Below are 25,462 nucleotides of genomic sequence, written 5' to 3' on the forward strand. Positions count from 1 at the left end.
TATCTTTGTACTGTTGTGGCGTAAACACTATAGGATTCGACCCCGATGCAGCGTCTTCCGTTGCCATTGTGGCAAGGCGATCTATTTGTGAGGTATCAATACCAATTTCTGCTAAAGTCGACTCAATTCCCAACTCCAATCGCATTTGCATAATCCAGTCTAAAAACCCATCATAAACATCTTGGTGCACATAGACACGCTCAATTCCACAACAAGATTGGCCTGAATTAAAAAAAGCACCATCCATCACCGTTTCTACTGCGTGTTGCAGATCGGCATCTGCACGCACATAGGCGGGATCTTTACCCCCTAACTCTAAGCCTATATGAATAAAGCGACCGGCCGCGGCACGTTCCACCATCTCTCCACCCGCAACGGAGCCTGTGAAAGCAACCGCATTGATGTCCGCAGAATGAATTAATTGTTCTGTATCAGCATGATTCAGATGCAAATATTGAAAAACCCCCTCCGGCAAACGCGCCTCCTTAAATCCTTGTGCCAATCGCTCGGCAACCAATGGGGTTTGCGCAGAGCTTTTCAACAACACCGCATTTCCGGCCATAATTGCCGGAATCACCGAATTCACTGTAGTGAGGAATGGATAATTCCAAGGTGCAATAACCAAATTAATACCTAAAGGCTCCCGTTTAATGTAACGAATAAAGCCCTCTTTTTCAGGTAACTCAATCGGCTCCAGAGCGGTCTTGGCTGCAGCAATCATGTATCTTGCCCGCTCTTCAAATCCATTAATTTCTCCTTGGGTGTAGCGAATGGGGCGTCCCATTTGCCAGCTCAATTCCAAGGCAATCGCTTCCTTATTGGCAATGACCACATCCACTGCGGCCTGACAATATTCCTCGCGTTCTGCAAGTGAGGCACGAAATCGGGGCCAAATAAAGCGTGTGCGGCTCGAGATGCTTTAAGAGTTTGTGCGGCATCCCATAAGGTTCGTGGCAAAGCCAATTCTTTATCATGAGTTTGTGCGATTGATTGTCTTCGACAACTAACTCACGACAGCTGGAGGGAATAATGCGTACATTGGCATCGGGATAACCCGTGTGCCAGCCGGTATACTTAACATTATCATAAAGCTTATCTTTGGTGTCCCAACCTAAAACCACATCACAAAATGCGAAGCCATTATCCAAAGCGGAAAAAAACTTATTGCGACTCATATACTTGCCAAGCATCACACCATCAATATCAAAAATACCCACTTTGACATGGCTTAATTGCCTCTCTTCGATGATGCGTTTTGCGTCTTCTGCAGTCTTCACTTCACGTGGATTGAAGAGATAGGCTATCTTTGGTAGCCGCGCCATGGTAACTTCACTGGTGACCACAATAAAAAAATGTGTATATCAAACGAACAATATAAAGGCATAAGGATAGTGTACAATGATTAACGCAACTCAAGATACTGCTATGGAAAGTACAGATAAAGTATCCAATGTACTGAAATGGATTCTTTTAGTCACCGCGATTTTATGTTTTATTGTTTTAATTTGGGGCACTTATAAAACCTACCAACTTGCCCCACCACTACCACAACAATTTCAATCGCCTACAGGGCAAATCGTAATGACCGCGGATGATATCGTTGCCGGTAAAGCCGGTTTTCAACGTGCGGATTTAATGGATTATGGCAGCCTTTATGGTATGGGATCTTCTTTTGGAGAAGATTACACCGCAAAATACCTAGTACGTTTGGGTCGCCTTATTGAAGATAAAATTGCCCAACAACAATTTGCTAAACCTTTTGCAAGCTTGTCTGAAGGCGACCAGTATATGGTACGTAAAGCCATGCAACGGGATTTGCAACAAACGAATTTAAGTCAGCCAACATCCATTTTATCACAACCGGTTAGCGATGCGATTTTGCAATTAAGAAATGAAATTTCGCAAAGCTTGTTAAATCATAATGCGGAACAGGGCTGGACAAAGGCTTACAGCCTGGATCAGCAAAGTGCCTTACAAACCGCTGATTTTCTTATTTATTCTTCCTTGACTACAATCGCGCATCGGCCAGGTAAAAATAGCTCTTATACGAACAACTGGCCCTATGAGCCGACCATGGGAAATACGCCAACAACCCAGACTTTTTACTGGACCTGGATCTCATTTTGCTTTGTTTTTTTTGGCTTTGGAGCCGTACTTTACATTTATCATCGTTACCTTAGTTCGCCTGATAAGGCCCCAAGAACATCAATATTTATGAACTTTGCCCCCCTGACCCCAAGTCAGCGTAAAACGGGGCAGTATTTTGTAGTAGTGGCAATCGTGTTTTTGCTGCAAATTGGTGTGGGCGCAATTTTGGCACACTATTACACGGAGCGGGCTGGTTTTTATGGGATTCGCATCAACGATTATTTGCCCTTTAATTTCTTGCGCGATGTGCACATTCAAACACCCATTGTTTGGATTGCCCTGTCCTGGATTAGTGGGGCCATATTTTTATCGCCCATCATCAGTAAAAAAGAAGCCAGGCATCAAGGATTTTTTATCGATTTGCTCTTTTGGGTCACTCTTTTTATCGTAGCAGGGGCAATTGTTGGCGATTATTTAGGGATTATGGGTTATGTAAACCAAGCTTGGTTTTGGGTTGGAAACCAAGGCTTATCTTATTTACAGCTTGGCCGACTATGGCAAATTGCCTTTTGTTTGGGACTTTTCTTGTGGAGCTTTATTGTGTTTCGTGGGATGTGGCCTAGCTGGGGCGATTTAAAAACCGCTACGAAGCAATTTTGGACTGGAAAAATCCGTCTAGAACACCTGTTTTGGGCAAGCACCCTGAATGTCGCCGTACTATATTGCTTTGGAATGATTCCCTTAACCGGAATTGAAAAATCGTTCACCATTACCGATTTTTGGCGTTGGTGGGTGGTGCATTTGTGGGTAGAACAATCATTTGAGTTTTTCGCGGCATGCGCCACAGCCTATCTACTGATGGGAACGGGATTGGTATCACGAGCGCTGGCTGAACGGACTATGTTTTTTGAAACCATTCTAGTCTTTTTAGGTGGCGTGATTGGTACAGGGCACCACTGGTATTGGACTGGAACACCAGATATGTGGGTACCTCTTGGCTCCATGTTTTCGTTCATTGAAGTATTGCCCTTGGTCTTGCTGATTATTGATGCCATTGAGCAACGAATATTGATTAAACGCCAAGGTGCTTTTGCCTATAACCTGGCATTTATGTATATTTTAGGCGCTTCATTTTGGAACTTCGTTGGTGCCGGTGTGTTCGGAGGGGGGACGCTTAATGCCCCACTAGTGAATTATTATGAACACGGAACCTTCTTAACCTTAAACCATGCGCATACGGCTTTATTCGGTGCCTTTGGTTTATTAGGACTTGGTTTAGTTTATTTTTGCTTACGTTATGCCGCAGGGGATCGCCTTCCCTGGAGCGATCGTTTAGGCACCTGGGCATTTTGGCTATATAACATTGGCTTGTTATTGTGGATCACACTAAATTTCTTCCCTATAGGCTGGGCGCAATTGATGGATGTATATGAGCATGGCTTTGCTCATGCACGAAGTCTTGAGTTTTATAATACAACCTTATTGTGGCAATGGCTGCGCTTACCAGGAGACATTGTTTTTGCGCTTGGAGCGGTATTTATGGCCTATGATTTTATTAAAAAATTGGGTCCTTTTTTCCCAAAATTTGCAAAAACCAGGAGAGAGGAACAATTACCAGTTCCTGAACAGAGTTAATCATTCGACCTAACGAGGTTGCAAGCAACCAGGCTACACCGAATAATTTTATTTCTGTTAAAGAAAAATCTCGAATTACCGTGGTCAAGCGCGGTAATTCTCAGAACCTGCCCAATGATAACTTGATTCATACTACGCAACGCGCATATCATATGGATTAAAACCAGCCGAATATCAGTACTATATACTGCAAAACATGTCCGAAAAAATTTATTGGGTTTACATCTTACTCTGTGCAAATCAAAGTTATTACACAGGCTATACTGATAATCTTGAAAAACGTTTTCAAGAGCATCTTTCAGGCAAAGGTAGCAAATACACACGCAGCTTCAAACCCATCACCATTGCTCAAAACTGGGAAATTAAGACGGGCAAATCCATAGCGATGCGCATAGAACGCTACATTAAAAAACTGTCTAAAGCCCAAAAAGAACAACTCATTGCCAATCCTTATTCGGATACATTAATCAACCTATTATCCAGTGCGATTTAAAACTTACATAAGCCACATCGCCAAAGCCATGCCAATCATCATTAAGTTTTCTGTAAGGGAAATAAAACCTAGTGGTACATTACTGTCGCCGCCAACACAGGCACATTTCAACTCGCGTTTATCAATATAAACCGCTTTAAATACGGAAATGGCTCCTATGCTGCCGATAAACAATGCTATTGGGATAGAAATCCAATTCAAGGCATGGGCAATCATCAAAATACCCGCTAAGGCTTCTGCAAAAGGATAAATATAACTATAAGGCACCCAACGCTTGGCTAAAAGGTCGTAATTGAGAAACATAGTTGCGAAGCCTTCAATATTCTGTAACTTAAGCAAGGCAAGAACCACCATGCTAAAAGAAATAAACCATCCTAACGCCTTGGCTGTAAAAGGATTATGTAAAAATGCATAGCTCGTTGCCAGAGCCATAAGTGCAGTGATTACAAAAAGGACAAGTACAGGACGATAACTTTTTCCTTTAGGGTCACCTACTTTTTTACCAAAATAGCGGCTTAAGTCATCATAGCCCCCAATCCGCTCCCCATCGATAAAGATTTGCGGTGTTGTCTTAACATGATGTTTCTCTTTGAAGGCAGCGACTTGTTCACGGGTAGTGAGCCAATTGTCTTCGACACTATAGCCTCGACGTTGCAACAAATCTTTTGCCTTAAGACCATAAGGACAGGTATGCTTGGGCATCACCATACGATAAAGAATAGCTTTTTTAGCGACTACGTTGTTCATTTTAATTCTCCGTTGATACATAATTCAAATATAGGGTATGTACTATAGTACGGAGTCAAGCAATGGATAATAAAAGGGTAATAAAATTCTTTGCTTTTGTTCATTACTGCAATGAACTGTTTCTCATCTTCTAATCGAAGCTCTCTTAACTGCAACATACTCATCCTTAATTATTAATCGTTGTTTCACTCGCATACTCAGAGGCAAGTTTACTCCAAAATGCTCTGTAAATTGATCCTGCTATACTGAAGTGGTTTAAGACTACCTCGAGTCTAATCATTAATTCATCAAGGAAATATTGTTTATTAATGGTATCATTAGGACCTACCTAAAATTAATCATACATAGTAATAGAAATGACCACCCTAAACTCCCATGGTGATAATAAAGTTAATGAATTTATTCAGGCAATTCAGAAGTATTTAAATCATTGGAGGTATAGGTCTTTTGAAAGACTCGTGTCATTTTTAATCGTTTCACTACAAGCAATTACGTTATTTAATTTAATTTATACCTATGAAAGTACTTCTTATTCTGGATTAATTTTGGTTTTGGTGATTGCCTATATAGTTACCGATTTTGTTAACGGTTTAGTGCATATGTATATGGATAATAACACTTATTATACATCTCCAGCGGGACCTTATATTGCTGCATTTCACCTGCATCACGCAAAATATTTTTATACCGTAAGGCACCCATTAAAAGTCTATTTTGATGAATCGGGAACTAAATTTTGGCTATTGGTGTATTTAGTTGCTTTAGTGGGAATTCAGTTGAATTTTCATTTAGGGGTTTCTTTAAATACAGGGTTGGTTGCCTTTGGTATTTTTTCATCTATTGCTGAGTTGTCGCATTATTGGTGTCATAACGCCACTGATGAAAATCGACTCATCCTATGGCTGCAGAACCATCACGTGTTACTGTCAAAAAAACATCATAAGGCACATCATTGCTCTGATAACATTCAGTATGCATTTTTAAATGGCGTAACTGATCCGCTAATCAATCTAATTGCTCTTTATTGTTGCAAAGGTTATAAAAATCATTCAGACAAGCACACACGCGCATACATGCAACAGACGTTGTAATAACCACTTACAATGAAAGATCCTGCGGGAATTCAAGAATTATACGATGGCAGCAAAGGCATTATGTTTTAATGCATCCACATCGTTAAAAACCGCCTCAACTCTACCATATACTTGCGCTAACTTCTTAATATCATCATGAATATTAACCATTAATTTAGTAAATTGTGAGCGATATAATAACTCGTCATATGTTTTTGACATGTGAATATCCCTGAAAAAAATAAGCGATCATACACGAAAATGCCTTTATTTTATCCTTAGTGCTCCACTTTTAATTTCAAAACGATTTAGAGACTATAATTGACCAATAAAATCACTTAAAATAAAACAAAAAACAGACCATCTATGCAGTTCCAAATGATTTATCTAATGCAGAACGAACCCAAATAATGCCTTTTACTTACAATTACAAACAACCTGACGAATATCATTTTAGTCTTGATTCGGTTCAGCTCGCGCAATTTGTTGCAACCGAATTACAATCCCACGCTGATCTTGGTTCATTGCGTATCTTGGATCTCTGCGCAGGTTGTGGGGTCATTGGCATGGAGCTATCCTGGCATCTACCAGCAATTCGACACATTGATTTTATTGAAGTCCAGGATATTTATACTGACTATTTTCATCAAAACCTAGCTCATATCAATCGACCCGAATTGCAATGCCACTGGCATCTTATCAATTATGATGAATTACATGATAAAAAATGGGGAGGTAAATATGATTTGATTATCAGCAACCCACCCTATTTTCTACTCGGCCACGGAATACTTTCACCGTCCGAATTTAAAAATCGCTGTAGATTTTATTTAGATAGCTCATTTCAAAATTATATTCGCGCCTTGGAAAACTCGCTCGCCCAGCAAGGTAAAGCTTACTTTTTATTACGTCCATTAAAACATCATGGTTTTGATTTATTTGCGGATATACAAAAACTCGTCCAGGAAACAACAACGGTCAAAAAAATATCTCATATCCGAGGTACTGATATTATTTTATTAGAAAAAACTCGATCTGCTGAGATTGCGCAGCAACATCAACAAATAATAAACAGATAAGGTGTTCTGTGTTAAGCTTTACTAATCTAAGAACAACGAGTTTAGTCATGATTAAAGTTGGGCAATTTAATAAATTAAAAATGGTACGAGAAGCTCCTTTTGGCGTGTATTTGCAAGGAGGAGAATGGGGCGAAATTTTATTACCGAATAAATCGGTGCCTAAAGGTGCGTTAGTTGGGGATGTACTGGATGTATTTGTCTATTTTGATTCAGAAGACAAAATCATTGCCACAACTGTACGCCCTCACGCCAAAGTAGGTAGCTGTGCTTTTTTAAAAGTGGTTGATGTCAATGCGGTGGGTGCGTTCCTTGATTGGGGATTGGATAAAGATTTATTAGTCCCCAAGCCAGAACAACATTGTCCTATGGAAAAAGGAAAATCTTATCTTGTCTATTTAAAGCAAGATGCTCAGGGACGTATTATTGCCAGTTCAAAAATCGATTATTTTCTAGATAAGACAGAAGCTGATTTTAAAGCTGGCGAAGAAGTTAACCTACTTATTGCTGATACGACACCTTTAGGACGAAAAGTAATTATCAACAACCATCACTGGGGATTAATCCATGCGGACGATCTTTTTCAACCATTGATGTATGGCAAAAAAATCAAAGGATACATTAAGAAAGTACGTGACGATGGCAAAATTGATGTTACTTTAAGACAAATAGGACAAAACAGTATTAATGACCTAGCACAACGTATTCTAGCTAAGCTCGAGCAATCCGGTGGTTTTTTAGCCTTGCATGACAAAAGCTCTCCGGCAGAAATTCAGCAAACCTTTGCTGAAAGCAAAAAGAATTTTAAAAGTGCAATAGGACAACTTTATAAACGAGGCCTGATTAATATTGAAGAGAAAGGGATTCGTTTACAGAGCGCGCAAAAGAAAAGTTAGGGTTCAGTAGGCCCGAGGATCAGCCAAAGACGGGTCGATGGTCTGCTCTCGCCATTGGTGGCGAAGAGCTCGTACCACGCCTTCTGGGGATCGTGGCGTTCTGGAGTAGAACTCCAGTATTCGCCGTAAAGAGAAGTAAAACCACGAATCTCTATCAAGCTGCCTTGTATATTTTGCACTATTAGTGTAGCTAAACCACATAAAGTGAGTCCAAAATAAGATTACATATAATTCAATTTGAATTTATAATGACCATCTATTATTAACCACAACCAGGTATAAATGCATGCTAAGCCGTGAACAAATATACACCATGCTCATGTTACGTGAGCGCGAAAACAACTTTTTTTCTCCATTACCAACTGAGTTAATTCGAGAAATCAGTGGGTGGGCAAATAGCGATGTTGCACAGGCATTGCAGTATGCAGCGTATGCACGAAAGGAAGATGTGACTGCGCTAATTGAAATGTTAGAGGAGAATCCCAGTCTACTGGTTCAAGCAGCCGATGTGAAAACACCTGGTGGCGATGAAATAAGAAATGTAACCATTTATGAGTTTGTATTGGGTGCGGGAGATTATGAACTGGCTGAAATGGTACAGCCTTATTTTTCAAAAATAAAAGATGGTGAACAGCAAATGATACGCCAATATGAACGCTATAGACCGCATATTGAAGACATGCTGAAGCAGGAACCTTATAAATTAACCCCGTTGATTGAGCTTATTAAAAAAGCGTCTGCTGAGGATGTGAAGGCATTGCTAAATAAAGACATGACTCGCAAGAGTGACCTTTGTGAGGCTATCATTCAGTTTCGAAAGGACTGGTCGCCTAGAATTTTGACTAAACCCTGCATGCATTATAATTATGCGAGCCTTCAACATGCTTTTGAACTACTTAACCGTGAGTGGGGTAATTTATATGAAACAGGCGGTAATAATTATGACAAGATTCGTTTGGTGTGGCGGCAATTGATAGGTTTTGAAATGAGACGCTTGCCTGGTATTGATAGATGTGTGATGGCGCAGGGGCTTTATTATGTGATAGAAAAACAGGAGGGCGTCGCCCGCTCATATAAATTTAAAAATAGTGATGGGGATTTCCCTATTATTGCATCCGATGATTCGATTGATGGTCTTGGTGGGGATTTTTCGGTCGGCGCGCGCGCGGGGTGGGATGGGGGCGGGGGGACGAGGGCGTTGGGTGCGGAGGTTGGAAAACTTATGTCGAACAAAAACTTCAAACTTGCAAAACTTATGCGGCCACAGCCAGTATATCAACCGACTGGATGTGTAATTCTTTGAAGTGAAGGCTAGAAAGTGCGGTCGCGTAGGCGGCTGCGTGCTCGTGCCAACAAACATCAATAAAGTGTTGCAAAAGTCCCTGGTATTGCCAGGTTGCTGAAGTCTTTGTCCACCACATAACCCAGCGATGAAGATAATTTCTGATTCGGCGGGTAGAGGTCCCATCAATCACCATATATTTAACTTGCTCGCGTGCTTTGCGCAATGTTCGCGGATGAGGAACAATGCATATTGGCTCACACTTTTGATGCTCCGATAGTGTCTTACCCGCCAGCCTAAATTTCGCACATATTGTTCCAAAGCATCTTGATTCAGGGTGGAGTGGACGGTAATGCTTGTTTCAACCAGGATATAGGCCTCGCGCTTGTGAGTTGCTTTGTGTAGGGTTTTCTTTTCTTCTTTACGATACTCAATTTGCAACAGGCTTTGAAGCTTGTACTTTTTCAAAATAGTGTCAACTGCCGCAAGTAACTCTTTTTCATCGAGTATTTTTATACCACGGCCACGCTGATTAAGCTTGGCAATGGCTGCCTGCGCTTCCTTGATATGTTCATGTAGCCTCTGCTCCTGCTTTCTTGCGTGATTCAGTGAACGAACCACTAGCCGCTATTCATCCCATGAAAAATCATGGCCAGCTTCATCAGATTGCATGTGGACTGTATAACCGTAACCATTCTGCAATGGGTTCAGAATTATCGTCTTCACCAATTGCTGGACGATAAATATGCCTTAGTGCTTGTTCGTTATTCCATACTTTGTCCAATAGCATTGACAGCTCTGTTTCAGGCATTTGAACTGCCGATAAGGGGCACAAATAAAAATCCTCACTTTTAGCTACGTAAGTACGGGTTGCCAGTGATGCCATTTTACAATCACCCACATAAAGGACCCCATGTTCAATCAAGCTGTTTTGTACTTTGCGAATCTCGGGGATATACAATGGATCATCGGCCTTATCACCACTAACAATGGTCGTTGTGAGCGGTATGCCCAAGGGATCTAACGCGGACTGATTTATTTTTAACTGGGGTAAATCCGGGCGATGATCTTTACTGTGTCCAAATTGAAAAAGGCCATTCTCTTTTACCGTCATATAACCTGAAGCACTGGTGCTATCAACCCGAACACGTTTTGTCCTTAAATCATAAACGCGAATGATGCCTTGATTAAGATTGCTCTCAAATGCTTCGAAATCATCATCCTGGCCCAATGAATCAAGAACTATAGCAAGACGATCGTCAGTGAAATCTAAAGACCGCACCGGCCTTGCAAGACATGTTTCAAGTGTTATTAGCAGACCCCCAGCCCAGTTTTCAACATGATTCAGGCGATGATCGCCTTCACTCAGTATATAGGCAAGCCAGACTTCGACAATATGACCTAAACCAAGTCCTTTCGAATGGCCATGCATGGGAAAGTGTTTGTCCAATAATGTTGCCAATTGAATTTTGTTCATCTGCGCTAGCAACAAAGGTATGTCGTCGACCCGCTCAACTGTACTGAGAACTCCATTTGCCATTGTAGGTAAATCCTCACCCAGATTATGATGGGATTATGGAACATAGCACAATTAATTTTGTTTGATGGGTTTGTTTTGAAGCGTTCACGGTGCTTCTTTAGCAACTAAAGGATTGATTGTCTGAACCTAAATAAATTTAAGCGAACGATGAGTTATATGGCTCCAATGTAATGCCCCCCAACCTTGCATATTAAAGTGAAGATTGGGGGCTATCTAATTTAGAGCGCTACTTAGTTATGTTGAAAACTGCTTGAAGCTAAGATATTCTCATAATTCACAAGGTTTTCGTCCCGTTGAAGAATATCCGTTCTCATCAGTTGCTCATACTGTTCTTGCGTAATTGGATTGCCTTGGCTAATTTCTTTTAGCGTCTTGACTCGTTCCTGATGCTCCTGTATTGCAAATAAATTATTTACCAGCCTCAACTCGGCGCCCTCTTTCTTTGATTGCAAGAGTTCAGGAGCTGAAAATAGGCAATGGTTACAAAAAATCTAAATAACTGTATAATTTTACACTCTTTAAAAAAGTGAAACAGTACTAGGTCAAAGGACGTAACTCATTAACCTCTTACTTTAATAATTATTTTGGTAAGGATACTCTCATGAAAAAAATAGGGATAAACGCTTTTATTTTATTCATTATGACCCATTGTACGGCCCATGCCATGCAAAGCCCTGGTTTTGCTGTTGGACCTCAATATGATACCACCCACGTTTATGTTGCTCCTGAAAGTTTTGATCGTTTTGTTTCCAGTTTTGTCAGTACCTTTGGTGGAAAAACATCAAAGAAAGGTGTTTTTCAGGTAACACCAACCCCCAGCCAAACAATGTCACAATTAGCGTTAACTCCTGCGGGGACGATTTCTGTCTTTGGATTTAAAACACCAACACCTCATCCTTTTGGTACTGAAAGAACTGGGTATTTGGTTAATGATTTTGACAAAGCGATTCTGGCCGCACGCTCTGCTGGCGCTGATGTCATTGTCGCTCCATTTCCTGATCAGATTGGTCGTGATGCCATTATTCAGTGGCCTGGTGGCGTGAACATGCAAATCTATTGGCATACAACCCCACCATCCTATGAGCCTTTAGCAACAATTCCAGAAAATCGGGTTTATGTTTCTCCCGATCGCGCTAATTTGTTTGCGCAACGTTTCTCCAGCTTCGCTCGAGGAAAAATTGTTGCTGATGATCCTAAAGCCTCAGGAATAGAAATTGGGCTGCCGGGAACGACTTATCGACGCATGTCTATAGAGTCGGGCTTTGGTAAAATGCTAGTCATTGTGACCAGTGGGCATTTAAATTGGCCTTATGGGCACGAAATGACCGGTTATGAAGTGCCTAATTTAAAGGAAACCTTAGATAGGGCACAAGCTGCTGAAGCTAAAATTCTTGTAGCGCCATTTACTTCCGGAGGCCGTACCTCAGCAATGGTTCAATTTCCAGGCGGATACATTGCAGAAATTCACGAACTAACAAAGAGCAGAGAAGAGAATGCCCCAACCAGGCAGTAAATTCCCCCAGGAGCTTACTGTTTTATAGCGTGAGGCTAAGTTCAAATTCAGTTTGGTTGGTAATGGCATCATTAGTTTCTAGCACTCTTTCTAAAAAATAGTGTACTATCTTTAGCGTCCATCAAGTCCAATTAAGAAATTATGTCGCCTCAATTCTGCATCAAAAAAGGAATTTGTCTTCCTAAATTAATTATAGGGATTTTATTATCCATCAACTCCTTTGCCACAACCCCGACCGTTAACGACATTACTTTATTAAATCCCATCGCGGTAAAAGAAATTCTGGTTCCTAAATCTATAGGAGAGATAAGTCAGTTAATTAAAAACCATCATGGTCCGATTTCTATTGGTGGCGGAAGATTCAGCCAAGGGGGGCAAATTGCCACCAACAATACTCTGTTTATTGATATGCGAAGTATGAATCATATTCTAGCCCTTGATAGAGAAAAGCGTTTAATCACCGTGGAGGCTGGGGTTACGTGGAGGAAAATTCAGGAAAAGATTGATAAATATGATCTGTCACTGCAAATCATGCAATCATTCTCCAACTTTACGGTTGGTGGTTCGCTCAGCGTTAATGCCCATGGGCGCTACGTAAATGAAGGAGCAATTATTAAATCCATCAAATCAATTAAAATTGTCCTTGCCGATGGACGAATCGTAAACGCCAGCAGAGATAAGAACAGCGAACTATTTTTCGGTGCCCTGGGTGGCTATGGTGGGCTTGGAGTTATTGTTGAGGCTACCCTCGCGCTGAGTACGAACACTCCGGTAAAAAGAATTGCTCAGAAAATGAAAGTAGCTGACTATAAAAATTACTTTTTCCAAAATATTCGTCACTCACAAGATGCCGTCTTTCATAATGCCGATTTATATCCTCCTGATTTTCAGTATATTAATGCCATAACCTGGAAAAAAACCAATGAGCCGGTCACAGTAAAAGAGAGACTGGCACCAATAGGCCGCCCTTCTGCTTACCAAGAATTTCTTTTAAATTGGGTCTCAGATAGCAAATCAGGAAAATATTTCAGGCAACATATCTATATTCACTATGAAAACTTAAGCTCAATTATCGAGTGGCGTAACTATGAAGCGAGTTATGATGTACTCAGCATTGAGCCTACTTCACGCGAACAATCCACCTATGTGCTGCAGGAATACTTTATCCCCATCAATAAGTTTGATTTATTTGCTAAAAAAATGATTTCTATCCTTAAACAAGCTCAGGTGAATGTGTTAAATATTTCCATCCGCCACGCCCTACCCGACAATGAATCTTATTTGTCATGGTCCAGGGCGGAAGTTTTCTCTTGCGTCATTTATTACCAACAAGGGCTTACTCAGTCAGATAAAAGAAAGGTTAAACAATGGACTTCTGCACTAATTGATGCAGCATTGGCAGAAGGTGGAACCTATTACTTACCTTATCAAATTATTGCCTCCGAGGCCCAGTTTTTAAAAGCATACCCACATGCCGCAGATTTTTTTCACTTAAAAAGCAAATTTGATCCTGATTATAAATTTAGGAATAAACTTTTTGATCAGTACTATACCCACACCTCACCAAAAAATGCTAGAATTTAGCTATAGGGACGACCTTATCCATCACGGTTTATCATTTCTGGACGACCAGACTATTTACAAAGAATAATAAAATGGCTTGGATCTATTTATTTTTCGCAGGATTACTTGAAGTTGTTTGGGCATATTACATGAAACAATCTTCAGGTTTCACTAAACTGGTCCCTTCGATTATTACCCTCGTTACTATGGCCCTTAGTTTTATCCTTTTGTCCATCTCAATGAGAAGCCTCTCCTTAGGTACAGCTTATGCAATTTGGACTGGGATAGGCACTGTTGGGGCATTCCTATTAGGCATCGTGCTGCTAGGAGAACCTACAAATATGTTAAGAATAATCGCAGCGCTATTAATTATTTGTGGGCTTATCCTGATGAAGATTTCTGGTTAAGAAATAATCTTTGTCACGTATTTTCCTATGCTCGTTATTCCTCATGGGAGGAACACCGCACGCAACTAAGTACAATGTGATTTAATAAAGCTTATAACCGTTTTGACAAAGTGCAGATCCCAAAGATTATAATGATCTTTGTCATCCAACACCACAAAGGTTTTGGGCTGATTAGCCTGATTAAAAAGCGTCAATCCTTGCTCAAAGGGTATAAGCGTGTCCTGCTTGCCATGTAAAATAAGCAGGGGAGATTTAACATTACATATCCTTGCAAGCGAGTTATATTTATCCCATGGTGGTATAAAAATCCACGGATAATGATAACGCGCAACTGCTGGTAATGAGGTATAGGGAGACTGTAGAACTAAGGCACAAGTAGGAAAATCCTCTGCCATTTTTACCGCCACACCAGTACCTATAGACTCACCATAGAGCACTATGTGTGGCGGCGAAATACCTTGCTGCTGCAGAAAATGGATAGCGGTACGTGCATCAGTATAAAAACCCTCCTCTGTAGGGCTTCCCTTATTACCACCAAAACCACGATACTCCAAAAGCAGCACACCAAATCCTACATCCATAAATGCGCGGGCTAAAAACATGCGGTAACCGATGTGCCCTGCATTTCCATGCAGAAATAAAATTGTTGGTTGATTCTCTTTGGCCGCTTTATACCAAGCAAGTAGCTCAATACCGTCACTTGTTTTAAGATGCAGCTCGTGCATATCCGTGGCATGATAAACTTGACGACTGGGTTCTTCCCTGACCGGAAAATAAATTAAATTCCGTTGAAAGGCACACATTGCCAAGAAGAGAATAATTAGCGTAGAACAACCAACCTTAAGGATATCAATAAGCATGCCGAAAATCCTGGAAGAGAGTAATAAATACATCTACTTAGGGGCGGGTCCTCACTTACTAGTAATCAAGCACAAAACTACAACTCCATAGGTTATGCCATTGTCGATGGAGCCACGCTCAATGAGCTTTAACACTATTTGTCCTACTACTCACATTGAGGCTCTTCATTGAACTCCATATCTTGGTGCGATAATTCGTTTTTTATTATGTATTTTTTTAAGAGATGCAGCACAATTCCCTCAATTTTATCATCGGTGTTTTCATATGATTTCTCGATGCTTTTGTTATCCATAATCACTCCTTCATTAATTGTCTAACAAACCTTTATTAGCAATCAGGATCATCCATTCTATTCTGTGATTAGTTTTTAACAATTATGGTTTTCCACAAGTACAGGATTGGTATAGAAAGTCTATTGGCGATGAGCTAGGCTATGTGATTAGTTAAACGTTGAATGAAACTTATTATGACCTTAAAATTAGGCTGGCTACATGAACTTTACATCAATTGGCAAAAAGATCGGGTCTCAAGCCTTGGCGCAGCCCTTGCTTACTACACCCTATTTTCTCTAGCACCAGTATTATTGATTTGCATTTCCTTAGTAGGAGCCTTATTTGGAGAGGATGCTGCCCGCGGACAAATATTAGGGCAAGTCAATTCCTTATTGGGAGAACAAACGGCCCTACAAATCCAAGAAATGATAAAAAATATCAATCACCCTTCTTCAGCGTTCATCGCCCGCATTTTTAGCATCATCGTTTTATTATTTAGCGCCTCCCGCGTATTTAGCTCAATTCAAGAAGGCTTAAATATCATTTGGGGCGTTGAAACGCCCCACCACCAAAAATGGTTTGCGGCGATAAAAAATCAATTTGTCTCGTTTGCGATGATATTAATTTTCGCTTTTTTATTATTTTCCTCTTTAGTCTTAAGTGCATTATTAGCAATTTTAAGCAATCATATTAATTATTTTATTGGTACGAGTATCTTCATCGATCTTATGATTAGTTACTCATTCTCTTTTTTATTAGTTACCCTACTCTTTGCCCTGATGTTTAAGAGCCTACCTGATATCGAGCTTAAATGGAGTAATGTCTGGGTCGGCGCCCTAATTACCGCCTTATTGTTTAGCCTGGGAAAAATAGCCATTGGCTTTTATTTGAATAAAGCCGAGATTGCCTCTGTCTTTGGTGCGGCAAGCTCGATCATCGTACTATTAATATGGGTTTATTACTCAGCGCAAATATTCTTTATTGGTGCGGAAATAACCAAGATTTATACAAATCATAGGTCATCCTAGCAATGACCGGTAGGTTGGACCATGGCTCAACATGGAGTTCCGATGTGCCTCGCGACCTTTGGGGCTATACAATAAACAAGGAGATTTAGATTTTATCAGTAATGTAGGCACTGGATTTACTGAGGCAAGCGAAAAAGAAATTTATCAACAATTAAAACAAAACGAACTTAGTACAAATCCATTTAGTTCAGCCCCCCTGGCTCTACCCATGCACATTGGGTGAAACCCAAATTGGTATGTGAAGTCCAATTCACTGAATGGACCCAAAATAACTACTTACGCCATCCAAGCTTTAAAGGATTGCGTTTTGATAAAAATACAATCGAAGTGACAAAGAACAAACCAATCCATTGGCAGATCCTCCCCCCTCCCCTTCCAAAGGAAAAGAATTTATTATTAGCAATCCACAAAAGATCTTGTATCCAGAAGATCAAATCACAAAACAGCATTTATTAAATTACTACGAATCAGTTATTGAAGAAAGATCCGTGGGAAGATTTTTGGCATATAAAACAATCATTATACCTTGATGAGCTATTAAAATAGTTCTGCTAATGGTTCATCGCGCGTGCCATCAACTACTAGCGTAACGAAAGCCTAGCAAGGAAAATCAAATTAGTAAGATTAATTAATTTTTTCTAGCAGGAACTTTTTTACTTGTTTTCTGGCTTTGGACAATGCAATCGCTATAGCTCGTTTTCGGCTAATGACCTTCTTATATCCTTTACTGTACTTAGTCATGATCCTCTCCTTATGCTTCACTTATTATATTAGTCTGATTAGAGAAGACTGGTAACTCAATCTAATAAGTAGTTAATTTAATGGAACTTCAACAACATAAAGAAAAGTAATAATAATTAATTATATTACATTTTTTTTTATATAAATTGTCATGCGCAAATCTTACATCAAGAAATGATTCCCAAGCTTCGTACAGTAATTTTTAACCCCATCTATACTTATTCACTATAACTCATAATTGAATCAAAAAACGCCTTATCCCCTAAACTGAGGCGAATTGAAACTGCCTTTCTTATCAAACCAGTTCGCACATCTTTCATTAGCGGCTTTGTTAATTTAATCTTTTTCTCTAATTCTAGAATTTGATTTTTTGTTTCTTCAGTAAAAAACACTTGCGTCGCATTTTCCAAAGGACCTTGATTTAATCCCTCATAGATATCATCTATGAGTTCACAATAATCGAGATCCTTTTCATATTCAGCCCATTTAATTTCTGCAAGCGTATATAAATAGTATTTAACTGCATCTTCAATAAGTAACGATTGCTTCCCTCGTCCACTGTATTCTTTGTCTGCCTGTATCTTAAGTTTTTCTTTAATATCTCGTGGAAAACGTATACATACGAGCCATTTTTCTTTTTTTTGTGGCGAAGCAAAAAACAATTTTTTACTTTTTCTTTTTTCAGTCATAAGCGTTCCTTATCAGAATCAAAAAAATCAAAAACATGATTTTTTATTTATTTATCAATAAGTTACGAAAGCGTGACCCGGGTCACGCCAACTCTCTAACGGCCATTTCTTTAATTTTATTTAAAACACTTTCTAAATTTTTAAAAGAAGATTCACCGCCAATTTCTTTAATTTCAGGAAACCTGGAAAGTAATAATGCGTGCATTGTAACGGACTCATGCTCATCATTTACCTTGAAAATAGATGATTTCTTTATAGCCCCACCTTGTCTCCCACGAGGCTTTGGACCTTTCGCAATAGGACTAGTAAATTGAGTTTCATTCAAATCAGGCTCAGACGTTAAAGCATGCTCGATTTCCTGATATGATTTAGGAACAAGGGCTCTAATCGTTTTAAACGTTAATTTGTTCTCATTAATACGTGAAAAGAAAACGGGAGGGTAACTTTCAGGTTTCATGCATATGGAACGTAAAGCACTAGCAATACTTTCGTTAAAACCAATGATGCCAGACAGCTCTTTTTTAGTCAGCGAATAACTGCTTGGATCAGAAAAAAGTGCCTGGACAATTTGAAAATTCTGAGAAACAGTCAAACCTTTCCTAAGATTATTTTCGGACAATTGTCTTCTTAATTTACGATGTTTCACTTTAAGCTTGGCTAACATACTCTCATCGGTAATCTCAATACAGGTTACCGTTGGCACACCAGCCATCATTGCCGCAAGTCGGCGTTGATGACCTTCTAATATTACATAGCCATATTCTAAATTTAAATTACGAAAATAGTCAGGATCATTTTGTCGATCAGCCAAAAAAATCTCTATTGGCTGAATTAAACCGTCATTTCGAATAGAAAAAGCTAAATCACGTAGCGCATTATAACTATCCTCTAATGACTCACTGTGTTCACAAGGCAACTGAGAATATTCAGGGATTACATAATCACCAACTTCCGAAAAGTTACATAAGGATTGCTCCGTACCGATATGTAACATAGCCCTTAGCCAAGCTTCATCAATGATTTCACCTGGCCTTGGGTTTTGTGGATCAGGAATCAACGCAAAGGGGTCATGCTCAACAAGCTGCTTGCCCCGAGTAAATTTTAGATTCGCTGTAATGCCTGCACGGGTGATCGTATCAGGTTTATTCACTTTAGATGTTAGCGAGCTCGCCATTATTTTCTTTTTGATGGACACGTTCTTTATCTCCTAATACTTTATTATAAACAAACTCACCCAAAGCGAGTGCTTCAATAGCAAATCGATCATTATCTTTTAATTCAGTATAAGGTGCTGTAATAGGCGCTTGATCTTCATCGATATCAACTGCTCTTGGCGAGTCATGGACTTCAATCTCTTCAATTAATAATTGACTCAACATTGGATTAGACATAATTGTGTCAATGATACGATTTTGTGGCGTTCGCTTGTTGTAATCAACTTTGTTTTTCAGCAAACCAATAATTTTTGCTTGTGAATTGCTAGGACGATATACATTTTGACGATTAACCAAATCAACCATTCCCGCCAAACCTTGTAGTGATTTGTTACTCAACTCTAAAGGAATTAAAACATGTGTTGCCGCGCGAATAGCACTTTGGGTCAATGGACCTTTTGCAGGAGGCGTATCAATAAGTATTAAGTCATAACCGCAATCAATAAATTCATCCATCGCAAAAAAATCATAGGGGCGCTGTACTATACTTTCAAGACTATCGCTGTATTCAAAAGCTTCGATGTCTTTGATCAATCCGGCATCGCTAGGGAGAATATCTAAATTCTCGAGATCTGTAGGATAGGGCACTACTGGATTTTCAGTCCACATATCCAAAGCAGATGAGCGACCATCCCAACCATCATCGTCTGGGTTATTAGGATCGTAATCTGGATGCAGCGGTGGTTTGTAACTTGACATATCACGAATACGTGTATCGCGAAGAAATCGATAAGACATATTGCCTTGGGGGTCAAAATCAAGAACCAAGACCTTTTTATTTTTTTTAAAAGCAATATAAGTCGATATTAATTGGCTAATCAGGCTTTTTCCAACACCACCTTTATTATTAGCAACAACTAAAACTTTAGGTTTTCTCGTGGCCATACCCCTCTCCATAAGTTAAATTGTAAACCCATACATTACCTAAAATTGCAGGAAAAAGCAACCAATACTCAATACTGTATTGTGTATTAAATAGAGAATAAAATTCAAAGCATAAAATGCCGATAGATCATGTAAAATCAGGGGTATAAGGGATGAAAATAAATCTTTGACATTTTACGTATTGAGTATTGACATAAAGGATAACGATCACGTATAAATGGATCATTATTTAATGCGTGCTGTAAAAGGAAGGGTGGGGTAGAAAATAACCTAATATCCATTCAGAGAGCTTATGCTTGAATCTTGTTGAAAAGTTAGATTTAAGCTCAGATTGAACGGAAAAGTCGATGAGGAAAAGCCGGGTTACATAAGTATATGGCATTTATCATCGGCTTTTTCGTTCAATCTGAGCTTGGTCTAGTATTCCCTTGTGCAAAGCAAAAGACGGTTACGCAAAACGAATATGCCGCAAAATAAACGGAAATGAACTGGGAAAACAAATGAAATAATAATAAAAAGAATGGTTATGAAGAGCGGCAACTCCTCATAACCTCAAAACATTTAACAACGAACATAGCTAAATGTCCGAAAATGAGGGAACTGGTAATTCCTTCATTTTTTGGGATCTATTCGCGTTTATTTTAGCTCTGTTCCCTAAAAAACACAATAGGATAAGGATATTATCCATGGGGAATCTTTGCTCAATTTTTCACCTAAGATTTAAGAAACTTGTTACAATTATTAAATCATCGCGCAAAGCGCAACTTATTGATTACATTCTATTAGGTTGGCAAAGCAGCACATATAAATTAAAAGGCTCTGAGCAAAAGTGGTTTATGAAACCCTATACTCAAATTGTAGCCGACACCGGCATTCCTTTAAGTACACTAGAACGCTACATTAGAGAATTAAATGAAGAAGGTTTTATTACACGAAGGCAAGCACTCTACAGCAGAACCAAAGAGCATGGTGAATTCGAAGTAAAAAAAGGCACCTACATCTGCATCACGGATAAACTATTAAGTTTACTTTCACTTGAAGGGGTAGCAGATAATTTACCTGAACAACCATCATCTAAACAAAAAACAGAGTGTATAAAATCACCCCAAAATGAGGGGTCCGAATCCCTCAATATGAGGGAATTATATATAAGTAATCTTTATAGAAAATCTTTAAATAATGTTATTTTTAAAAAAAGAACACTTCATGTGGATAAAAACGAAAATCAACGATTAGTGCAGCAATTTAACTGTGTACAACAACTATTATTTTCCGAAATAAAGGAAGAAATTCCCGATGAAGTGAAAAAAATGGTTTCTGGTACCTTTTTTAATCTGACATTTGAACATCACAAGCTATTTTCTTCTCCCAAACAACTGGTAGCAGAATATTTGTATGCGCTTCTAAACGTAAATTTTTACATGCCTAATACCCATTGTTTTAAATACCGCAACAATATTTTGTCTAAATTGGTACGAACCAATACTTGGCGAACACCAAAAGGCTTTTATAAACATTTTTATTTAGGTCAAAACTTTGATGATCAGCAAAAAATACGCGATGAACAATGGCAAAAGAAAAAAGAGGCGGAAATTAAGTCTGAAAAACAGGGGATGCAGTATCAAAATAAGTGTTTAACACAAATTGAAGCGATGCTATATGAAAAGGGAACCTTAATTAACGAACTAACCGACGACTTGTATCGGCAATCTGATGAAGGACTCATACTGGAAATTAGAGAGAAAATTCAAACAGTAAGAAAAGAGATTGAATTATTATGGACCCAACAAGCCACTTTAGAACAACAAATAGAATATAGAGAACAACTTTGTGCCTAACATTAAATAAAGTAACTAAGAAAAAATAAAATCACATAACACGATTGATAGCTGTTAGTTATTTTAACAACATATATCAACGAAAATTAGTTCTGTTTTGGTATAGGCCTGTTGGCCCAAACTTGTTTATATTAATAAAGATCGAAAGCAATTAGTGTATTTACTTTAATATACAGGAGGAGGGGGGGCTGAGCAAACCCTGTGATTCTTGCTTACTTCTTAAACGGGTTCATAATCGTTCTGCGCTTGTAGATATGATTTTATAAGCTGGGCTAAGTTTTTGGCTTGAACTTTCGTCATGATATTTGCACGATGTGCTTCTACTGTGTAAATGGATATAGAAAGCTCATGAGCTATTTGCTTATTTAATTTTCCGTTGATAATGAGTTTTATAATTTGCTGTTCACGTTTGGATAAACTGTTGATGCGTTTATTAATAAGAAGCAGTGATTCATTATTGACGGATTGGTTAATATGTTTTTGAACTTTTTCCAAAAGAACTTGTTCGTTAAAGGGCTTTAATAAAAAGTCTTTGGCACCAAGCTTCATGGCTCTTACCGCCATGGGAATATCTCCATATCCAGTAATGACGATTACAGGTAAAAATATTTTTTGTTGCCTTAATTTTTCTAAAAGCTCCAATCCACTGATGTCTGGAAGGCGCACGTCCGTGATGAGCAATCCAGAATTTTTTGGATCATAACTCTCTTGAAAAGAAGATGCAGTTCTATAGGTTTCTACTTGGAATTGGATGGACTCAAATAACCATTGTAACGAATCACATACAGCGGGTTCATCATCAATGATGAAGATGGTTTGCTTATTAGTTTGCATATCAATTCCTAATATCCATATTCTAATTCTAGGCTAGCCTTTGCAGATATCCCTATAAAATATAATGAAAACCATGCAATTAATTAACAACTTCTACATCTTGTGCTTGCATGCCTTTTGTTCCTTTAGTGAGATTGAAAGCAACTTTTGCTCCTACTGGAAGAGATTTGAATCCATCGCCTAGTATCCCGCTAAAATGAACGAAGTATTCTTGCCCTTCGCTCTGAATAAAACCAAAGCCTTTATCATCTCTAAACCATTTAACAGTGCCATTTATTTTTTCAGCCATGATTGTCCCTTGTTCATGAATTAAATATAGTTTGCAAATTATATGTGGATTTTTTTCAAAATTTGTATCATGGAAAACATTAGTTTTATGAAATATCCTTAAATCAGATGGGTAATTTTTTCTAAAAAAAGTTCCATTTTAAACTGTTTTTCTATAAATTGATCAATTCCGTAGTTTAATTGATCATTAATAATGCTTTCTTTAGCGCAGCCACTCATCATCAAAATTTTTAGTTTGCAGGAGTTTCTTTTGAGCTCCTGCACCAATTCAAGCCCGTTCATTGAGGGGATGTTCATGTCCACAATTAAGCAGCCGTTCCACTGAGGAGAATACTGTTGTAAGAAATGAACTGGGTGGTGAAAAACTTTCAACTCTAATGCATCTTTGTAAACAGAATTTAATAAAAAAAATAATGCATCGCAGATGGCCTCATTATCATCAACTATATAGAGTTTAATTTTTTTCATTAGCTGCATCGAATGGTACGCTGAGGATAAAGCAGGCGCCTTTGCTATCTTCTGCTTGAAAATGGAGTTTTCCACCCTGATTTTCAATCAAAGTACGACAAATATGTAAACCTATGCCATGCCCTTGTTTTTTAGTGGTAAAACAGGAGGTTAATATTTTATCTATATACTCTTTAGGTACTCCAGGCCCGTTATCTCTGATTGTAACTCGAATGTAATTTTCGGACGTTGCCGTTTCAATTGTGAGTTCTGGGTGTTCTTCGCCGCTATTTTGAAATGCTTCAATACTATTTCGTGCCAAATTTAAAATAACTTGAATGATATGGGTTCTATTAATTAATACCCATGGAAGGTTATCTTCTAAATTTAGGGTGATTTTTAATTTAAGATCGAGTAGTTCGTAATGAAAAATAGATAAAGCATCATGTATTAATTGATTAATATCGGCTTTTTCTACGTAAATATGTTCTTCACGAAAGAATTGTTTCATGTTTGCAATGATTTCTCCAGCAAGTTCTGCTTGCGAGGAAATTTTTTCTAATGGCAGTGACAATATTTCTTCTAAATTACCTATGGTTGAGTTATTTTTAAGCATAAAAAGGCAACTACGGCTGTACGTTGCGATGGCGGTTAAGGGTTGATTGATTTCATGAGCCAGTGCTGTAGTCATCGCATTAATTACGCTGCTTTTACACGTCTTGCTAATATCAGCTTGAAGTTTATGTTGTAACTTATAATCCGTGGTGTCTTTGATGCGGAAAATTAATTCGTTTTTTTGACGAAAAGCATTATATATAGAATGAATTCGTATCTCGTAACAATAATAAATATCACTCTTTTTATTTGGATTTTCAATTATTATGCTGGTTTTTTGTCCCAAAAGGGCATATTTGCAGGCATTGATAATTTTTATTTTTAATTGTGTGGGCTTGGGAAGGGCTTTGTCCAAATTCATACCGACACTAATACTTTGTGAGGTCATACGCAGTAATAGGGCAGTAAATAATTGATTGCTAATTTTAATGTTCAATTCATTATCTAAGACGGCAATTGCATCATCGGCATGATGAAATAATTTATTGATTAAGGTTAACAGTTCAATATCATGATCATTGCTTTGTGATTGACGTATGTACGTAGTTTCTATTCCGTCAATAGCAATTAATTGTTTTCCTGCCATGCTGCATTGGAAAATCACATCTCTTGATGAACCATCCTTTTGAAAGATTTCTATTTCACATGCTTGTTTTAACTTAGTATTTACTAATTGTTCAATTTTTTCTATGAATGCTTTTTGGTGTTTTGTCGGAATATAATTAAGCAATGATTGGCTTATTAGTGTGTTTCTACTGGTTTCTAATAGGCGAGATGCCTCTCTATTAAGTTTCTTAATAGAGAAGCTCGTATCAATTATAAAAGAAATAAAAGAGTTATGAGCTTTATTTCTTTTTTTTATCAGTTGTATAGGAGATTTTTTGGAAAAAAAACTATTAATATATCTTATGGTTAATAGCGATCGGCTTAGCTTATTTTTTATAATATTCACTTTATCCCAGTATGAAATTTTGTTTTTTAACAAAGACATAAATTTAACTAAATTTATAGTGATAATTTAGTGTTTTTAAATGTGATTATTCTCTATTAAAAATTAATATTTTTATTAAGATAATCCATCATATAAGTGTTTTACACATTGTTCCTTCGATAAGGATATGCCATGATTATTTACATTCAATCTGTATATAATATGATATGATTTATTTTTTTGTTGCCTATATTAACAAAAAAACAGACAAAGTAAAGCGTATCAACTGTTCAGCGGATGTTCTATTTTGGGGCTTAAATAAAAGTAGAAGTTTAGTTTATAAGTGCAATTATTCAATTTTTTACTTTATTCAAAAATAGTAAATAATAATATTTTTACGGGTGTGGGAAATTCACAAGTAAAAAGAAACGATTTTATACAGTAATGATGGTGTCACCTCAAGGTATGAAAAGCCACTGACACCGAAGCCTTCTTGTGATACAATA

General features: G+C 38.3%; 26 protein-coding genes and 2 pseudogenes. 13 read left to right on the forward strand and 15 right to left on the reverse strand.

All coding sequences use genetic code 11. From position 1 onward, the window contains the following. Positions 1-168: 168 nt before the first annotated feature. A pseudogene (locus tag ACQY7T_RS01900) lies at positions 169-877 on the reverse strand (aldehyde dehydrogenase family protein); the annotation flags it as partial. A 109-nt stretch (positions 878-986) separates the two neighbouring features. Beyond that, positions 987-1,322, reverse strand: a pseudogene (locus ACQY7T_RS01905) (glutamine synthetase); the annotation flags it as partial. Between the two features lie 76 nt (positions 1,323-1,398). Here ACQY7T_RS01905 and ACQY7T_RS01910 point away from each other — a divergent pair. Next, a complete protein-coding gene (locus ACQY7T_RS01910) occupies positions 1,399-3,723 on the forward strand; it encodes a nitric-oxide reductase large subunit (protein WP_428411029.1) in 2,325 nt (774 codons plus the stop codon). Between the two features lie 196 nt (positions 3,724-3,919). Next, positions 3,920-4,216: a GIY-YIG nuclease family protein gene (locus tag ACQY7T_RS01915; protein WP_428411030.1), complete on the forward strand. Its 297-nt coding sequence runs from the start codon at positions 3,920-3,922 to the stop codon at positions 4,214-4,216. A gap of 3 nt (positions 4,217-4,219) precedes the next feature. Here the strand turns inward: ACQY7T_RS01915 and ACQY7T_RS01920 are convergent, their stop codons facing one another. After that, on the reverse strand, positions 4,220-4,963 hold the full coding sequence (locus ACQY7T_RS01920) for a MauE/DoxX family redox-associated membrane protein (protein ID WP_428411031.1): 744 nt from the start codon (positions 4,961-4,963) through the stop codon (positions 4,220-4,222). Between the two features lie 356 nt (positions 4,964-5,319). Between ACQY7T_RS01920 and ACQY7T_RS01925 the strand changes: the two genes are divergently transcribed. Further along, positions 5,320-6,054, forward strand: a complete 735-nt coding sequence (locus tag ACQY7T_RS01925) for a fatty acid desaturase CarF family protein (RefSeq protein ID WP_428411032.1) — start codon at positions 5,320-5,322, stop codon at positions 6,052-6,054. A gap of 39 nt (positions 6,055-6,093) precedes the next feature. Here ACQY7T_RS01925 and ACQY7T_RS01930 read toward each other — a convergent pair whose 3' ends face one another. After that, positions 6,094-6,258, reverse strand: a complete 165-nt coding sequence (locus ACQY7T_RS01930) for a hypothetical protein (protein ID WP_428411033.1) — start codon at positions 6,256-6,258, stop codon at positions 6,094-6,096. A 188-nt stretch (positions 6,259-6,446) separates the two neighbouring features. Here ACQY7T_RS01930 and ACQY7T_RS01935 point away from each other — a divergent pair, with 188 nt between their 5' ends. From ACQY7T_RS01935 to ACQY7T_RS01945, 3 genes are all read left to right on the forward strand, one after another. Beyond that, entirely contained in the window at positions 6,447-7,115 is a 669-nt protein-coding gene (locus tag ACQY7T_RS01935; RefSeq protein WP_428411034.1) for a methyltransferase, read from the forward strand. Positions 7,116-7,123: 8 nt separating this feature from the next. Beyond that, a complete protein-coding gene (locus ACQY7T_RS01940) occupies positions 7,124-8,008 on the forward strand; it encodes a CvfB family protein (RefSeq protein WP_428411035.1) in 885 nt (294 codons plus the stop codon). 319 nt (positions 8,009-8,327) lie between these two features. Then, entirely contained in the window at positions 8,328-9,311 is a 984-nt protein-coding gene (locus tag ACQY7T_RS01945) for a hypothetical protein (protein WP_428411036.1), read from the forward strand. 168 nt (positions 9,312-9,479) lie between these two features. Here the strand turns inward: ACQY7T_RS01945 and ACQY7T_RS01950 are convergent, their stop codons facing one another. Continuing rightward, positions 9,480-9,911 (reverse strand): hypothetical protein, encoded by a 432-nt coding sequence (locus ACQY7T_RS01950; RefSeq protein WP_428411037.1) that lies wholly within the window; start codon positions 9,909-9,911, stop codon positions 9,480-9,482. A 40-nt stretch (positions 9,912-9,951) separates the two neighbouring features. Continuing rightward, positions 9,952-10,830 carry an IS1634 family transposase gene (locus ACQY7T_RS01955; protein ID WP_428411038.1) on the reverse strand — a complete coding sequence of 293 codons (879 nt, stop codon included), beginning with the start codon at positions 10,828-10,830 and terminating at the stop codon, positions 9,952-9,954. Between the two features lie 601 nt (positions 10,831-11,431). Between ACQY7T_RS01955 and ACQY7T_RS01960 the strand changes: the two genes are divergently transcribed. The 3 genes from ACQY7T_RS01960 (at position 11,432) to ACQY7T_RS01970 (ending at position 14,313) form a co-directional block, all read left to right on the forward strand. Continuing rightward, positions 11,432-12,343, forward strand: a complete 912-nt coding sequence (locus ACQY7T_RS01960; RefSeq protein WP_428411039.1) for a glyoxalase — start codon at positions 11,432-11,434, stop codon at positions 12,341-12,343. Positions 12,344-12,484: 141 nt separating this feature from the next. Beyond that, positions 12,485-13,927, forward strand: a complete 1,443-nt coding sequence (locus ACQY7T_RS01965) for an FAD-binding oxidoreductase (protein WP_428411040.1) — start codon at positions 12,485-12,487, stop codon at positions 13,925-13,927. Between the two features lie 71 nt (positions 13,928-13,998). Further along, positions 13,999-14,313, forward strand: a complete 315-nt coding sequence (locus ACQY7T_RS01970) for a DMT family transporter (protein WP_428411041.1) — start codon at positions 13,999-14,001, stop codon at positions 14,311-14,313. A gap of 65 nt (positions 14,314-14,378) precedes the next feature. Here ACQY7T_RS01970 and ACQY7T_RS01975 read toward each other — a convergent pair whose 3' ends face one another. Next, positions 14,379-15,173 carry an alpha/beta hydrolase gene (locus ACQY7T_RS01975; RefSeq protein WP_428411042.1) on the reverse strand — a complete coding sequence of 265 codons (795 nt, stop codon included), beginning with the start codon at positions 15,171-15,173 and terminating at the stop codon, positions 14,379-14,381. A gap of 146 nt (positions 15,174-15,319) precedes the next feature. Next, entirely contained in the window at positions 15,320-15,466 is a 147-nt protein-coding gene (locus ACQY7T_RS01980; RefSeq protein WP_428411043.1) for a hypothetical protein, read from the reverse strand. Between the two features lie 174 nt (positions 15,467-15,640). Between ACQY7T_RS01980 and ACQY7T_RS01985 the strand changes: the two genes are divergently transcribed. From ACQY7T_RS01985 to ACQY7T_RS01995, 3 genes are read left to right on the forward strand one after another with little or no spacing between them, the layout of a single operon-like run. Beyond that, positions 15,641-16,474, forward strand: a complete 834-nt coding sequence (locus ACQY7T_RS01985; RefSeq protein WP_428411044.1) for a YihY/virulence factor BrkB family protein — start codon at positions 15,641-15,643, stop codon at positions 16,472-16,474. Positions 16,475-16,505: 31 nt separating this feature from the next. Then, positions 16,506-16,697 carry a hypothetical protein gene (locus ACQY7T_RS01990; protein WP_428411045.1) on the forward strand — a complete coding sequence of 64 codons (192 nt, stop codon included), beginning with the start codon at positions 16,506-16,508 and terminating at the stop codon, positions 16,695-16,697. Beyond that, a complete protein-coding gene (locus ACQY7T_RS01995) occupies positions 16,694-16,930 on the forward strand; it encodes a hypothetical protein (RefSeq protein WP_428411046.1) in 237 nt (78 codons plus the stop codon). Before ACQY7T_RS01990 ends, ACQY7T_RS01995 begins: the two co-directional genes overlap by 4 nt. Positions 16,931-17,433: 503 nt before the next feature. Here ACQY7T_RS01995 and ACQY7T_RS02000 read toward each other — a convergent pair. From ACQY7T_RS02000 to ACQY7T_RS02010, 3 genes are all read right to left on the reverse strand, one after another. After that, a complete protein-coding gene (locus ACQY7T_RS02000) occupies positions 17,434-17,904 on the reverse strand; it encodes a hypothetical protein (protein ID WP_428411047.1) in 471 nt (156 codons plus the stop codon). 82 nt (positions 17,905-17,986) lie between these two features. After that, complete coding sequence (locus ACQY7T_RS02005; protein WP_428411048.1) at positions 17,987-19,078, reverse strand: ParB/RepB/Spo0J family partition protein; 1,092 nt, start codon at positions 19,076-19,078, stop codon at positions 17,987-17,989. Further along, positions 19,056-20,003 carry a ParA family protein gene (locus tag ACQY7T_RS02010; protein WP_428411049.1) on the reverse strand — a complete coding sequence of 316 codons (948 nt, stop codon included), beginning with the start codon at positions 20,001-20,003 and terminating at the stop codon, positions 19,056-19,058. The genes ACQY7T_RS02005 and ACQY7T_RS02010 overlap by 23 nt, the downstream gene beginning before the upstream one ends. Positions 20,004-20,689: 686 nt before the next feature. Between ACQY7T_RS02010 and ACQY7T_RS02015 the strand changes: the two genes are divergently transcribed. Further along, entirely contained in the window at positions 20,690-21,841 is a 1,152-nt protein-coding gene (locus tag ACQY7T_RS02015; protein WP_428411050.1) for a helix-turn-helix domain-containing protein, read from the forward strand. Between the two features lie 219 nt (positions 21,842-22,060). Here the strand turns inward: ACQY7T_RS02015 and ACQY7T_RS02020 are convergent, their stop codons facing one another. The 4 genes from ACQY7T_RS02020 to ACQY7T_RS02035 all read right to left on the reverse strand — a co-directional run bounded on the left by ACQY7T_RS02020 (position 22,061) and on the right by ACQY7T_RS02035 (position 25,010). Further along, on the reverse strand, positions 22,061-22,675 hold the full coding sequence (locus ACQY7T_RS02020; protein ID WP_428411051.1) for a response regulator transcription factor: 615 nt from the start codon (positions 22,673-22,675) through the stop codon (positions 22,061-22,063). Positions 22,676-22,754: 79 nt separating this feature from the next. After that, positions 22,755-22,964, reverse strand: coding sequence for a cold-shock protein (locus ACQY7T_RS02025; protein ID WP_428411052.1), 210 nt, complete (start codon positions 22,962-22,964; stop codon positions 22,755-22,757). 98 nt (positions 22,965-23,062) lie between these two features. Further along, positions 23,063-23,431: a response regulator gene (locus ACQY7T_RS02030; protein ID WP_428411053.1), complete on the reverse strand. Its 369-nt coding sequence runs from the start codon at positions 23,429-23,431 to the stop codon at positions 23,063-23,065. Next, entirely contained in the window at positions 23,418-25,010 is a 1,593-nt protein-coding gene (locus ACQY7T_RS02035) for an ATP-binding protein (protein WP_428411054.1), read from the reverse strand. The genes ACQY7T_RS02030 and ACQY7T_RS02035 overlap by 14 nt, the downstream gene beginning before the upstream one ends. Between the last annotated feature and the right edge of the window lie 452 nt (positions 25,011-25,462).

The organism is Legionella sp., from assembly GCF_965140895.1.
Taxonomy (GTDB): domain Bacteria; phylum Pseudomonadota; class Gammaproteobacteria; order Legionellales; family Legionellaceae; genus Legionella.

Bases quoted from the DNA above. Each gene is read 5' to 3' on its own strand.
- ACQY7T_RS01910 (WP_428411029.1), top strand. From the start codon at position 1,399: ATGATTAACGCAACTCAAGATACTGCTATGGAAAGTACAGATAAAGTA.
- ACQY7T_RS01915 (WP_428411030.1), top strand. From the start codon at position 3,920: ATGTCCGAAAAAATTTATTGGGTTTACATCTTACTCTGTGCAAATCAA.
- ACQY7T_RS01920 (WP_428411031.1), bottom strand. From the start codon at position 4,963: ATGAACAACGTAGTCGCTAAAAAAGCTATTCTTTATCGTATGGTGATG.
- ACQY7T_RS01925 (WP_428411032.1), top strand. From the start codon at position 5,320: ATGACCACCCTAAACTCCCATGGTGATAATAAAGTTAATGAATTTATT.
- ACQY7T_RS01930 (WP_428411033.1), bottom strand. From the start codon at position 6,258: ATGTCAAAAACATATGACGAGTTATTATATCGCTCACAATTTACTAAA.
- ACQY7T_RS01935 (WP_428411034.1), top strand. From the start codon at position 6,447: ATGCCTTTTACTTACAATTACAAACAACCTGACGAATATCATTTTAGT.
- ACQY7T_RS01945 (WP_428411036.1), top strand. From the start codon at position 8,328: ATGTTACGTGAGCGCGAAAACAACTTTTTTTCTCCATTACCAACTGAG.
- ACQY7T_RS01955 (WP_428411038.1), bottom strand. From the start codon at position 10,830: ATGGCAAATGGAGTTCTCAGTACAGTTGAGCGGGTCGACGACATACCT.
- ACQY7T_RS01960 (WP_428411039.1), top strand. From the start codon at position 11,432: ATGAAAAAAATAGGGATAAACGCTTTTATTTTATTCATTATGACCCAT.
- ACQY7T_RS01965 (WP_428411040.1), top strand. From the start codon at position 12,485: ATGTCGCCTCAATTCTGCATCAAAAAAGGAATTTGTCTTCCTAAATTA.
- ACQY7T_RS01970 (WP_428411041.1), top strand. From the start codon at position 13,999: ATGGCTTGGATCTATTTATTTTTCGCAGGATTACTTGAAGTTGTTTGG.
- ACQY7T_RS01975 (WP_428411042.1), bottom strand. From the start codon at position 15,173: ATGCTTATTGATATCCTTAAGGTTGGTTGTTCTACGCTAATTATTCTC.
- ACQY7T_RS01980 (WP_428411043.1), bottom strand. From the start codon at position 15,466: ATGGATAACAAAAGCATCGAGAAATCATATGAAAACACCGATGATAAA.
- ACQY7T_RS01985 (WP_428411044.1), top strand. From the start codon at position 15,641: ATGACCTTAAAATTAGGCTGGCTACATGAACTTTACATCAATTGGCAA.
- ACQY7T_RS01990 (WP_428411045.1), top strand. From the start codon at position 16,506: ATGGAGTTCCGATGTGCCTCGCGACCTTTGGGGCTATACAATAAACAA.
- ACQY7T_RS02000 (WP_428411047.1), bottom strand. From the start codon at position 17,904: ATGACTGAAAAAAGAAAAAGTAAAAAATTGTTTTTTGCTTCGCCACAA.
- ACQY7T_RS02005 (WP_428411048.1), bottom strand. From the start codon at position 19,078: ATGGCGAGCTCGCTAACATCTAAAGTGAATAAACCTGATACGATCACC.
- ACQY7T_RS02010 (WP_428411049.1), bottom strand. From the start codon at position 20,003: ATGGCCACGAGAAAACCTAAAGTTTTAGTTGTTGCTAATAATAAAGGT.
- ACQY7T_RS02015 (WP_428411050.1), top strand. From the start codon at position 20,690: ATGGGGAATCTTTGCTCAATTTTTCACCTAAGATTTAAGAAACTTGTT.
- ACQY7T_RS02020 (WP_428411051.1), bottom strand. From the start codon at position 22,675: ATGCAAACTAATAAGCAAACCATCTTCATCATTGATGATGAACCCGCT.
- ACQY7T_RS02025 (WP_428411052.1), bottom strand. From the start codon at position 22,964: ATGGCTGAAAAAATAAATGGCACTGTTAAATGGTTTAGAGATGATAAA.
- ACQY7T_RS02030 (WP_428411053.1), bottom strand. From the start codon at position 23,431: ATGAAAAAAATTAAACTCTATATAGTTGATGATAATGAGGCCATCTGC.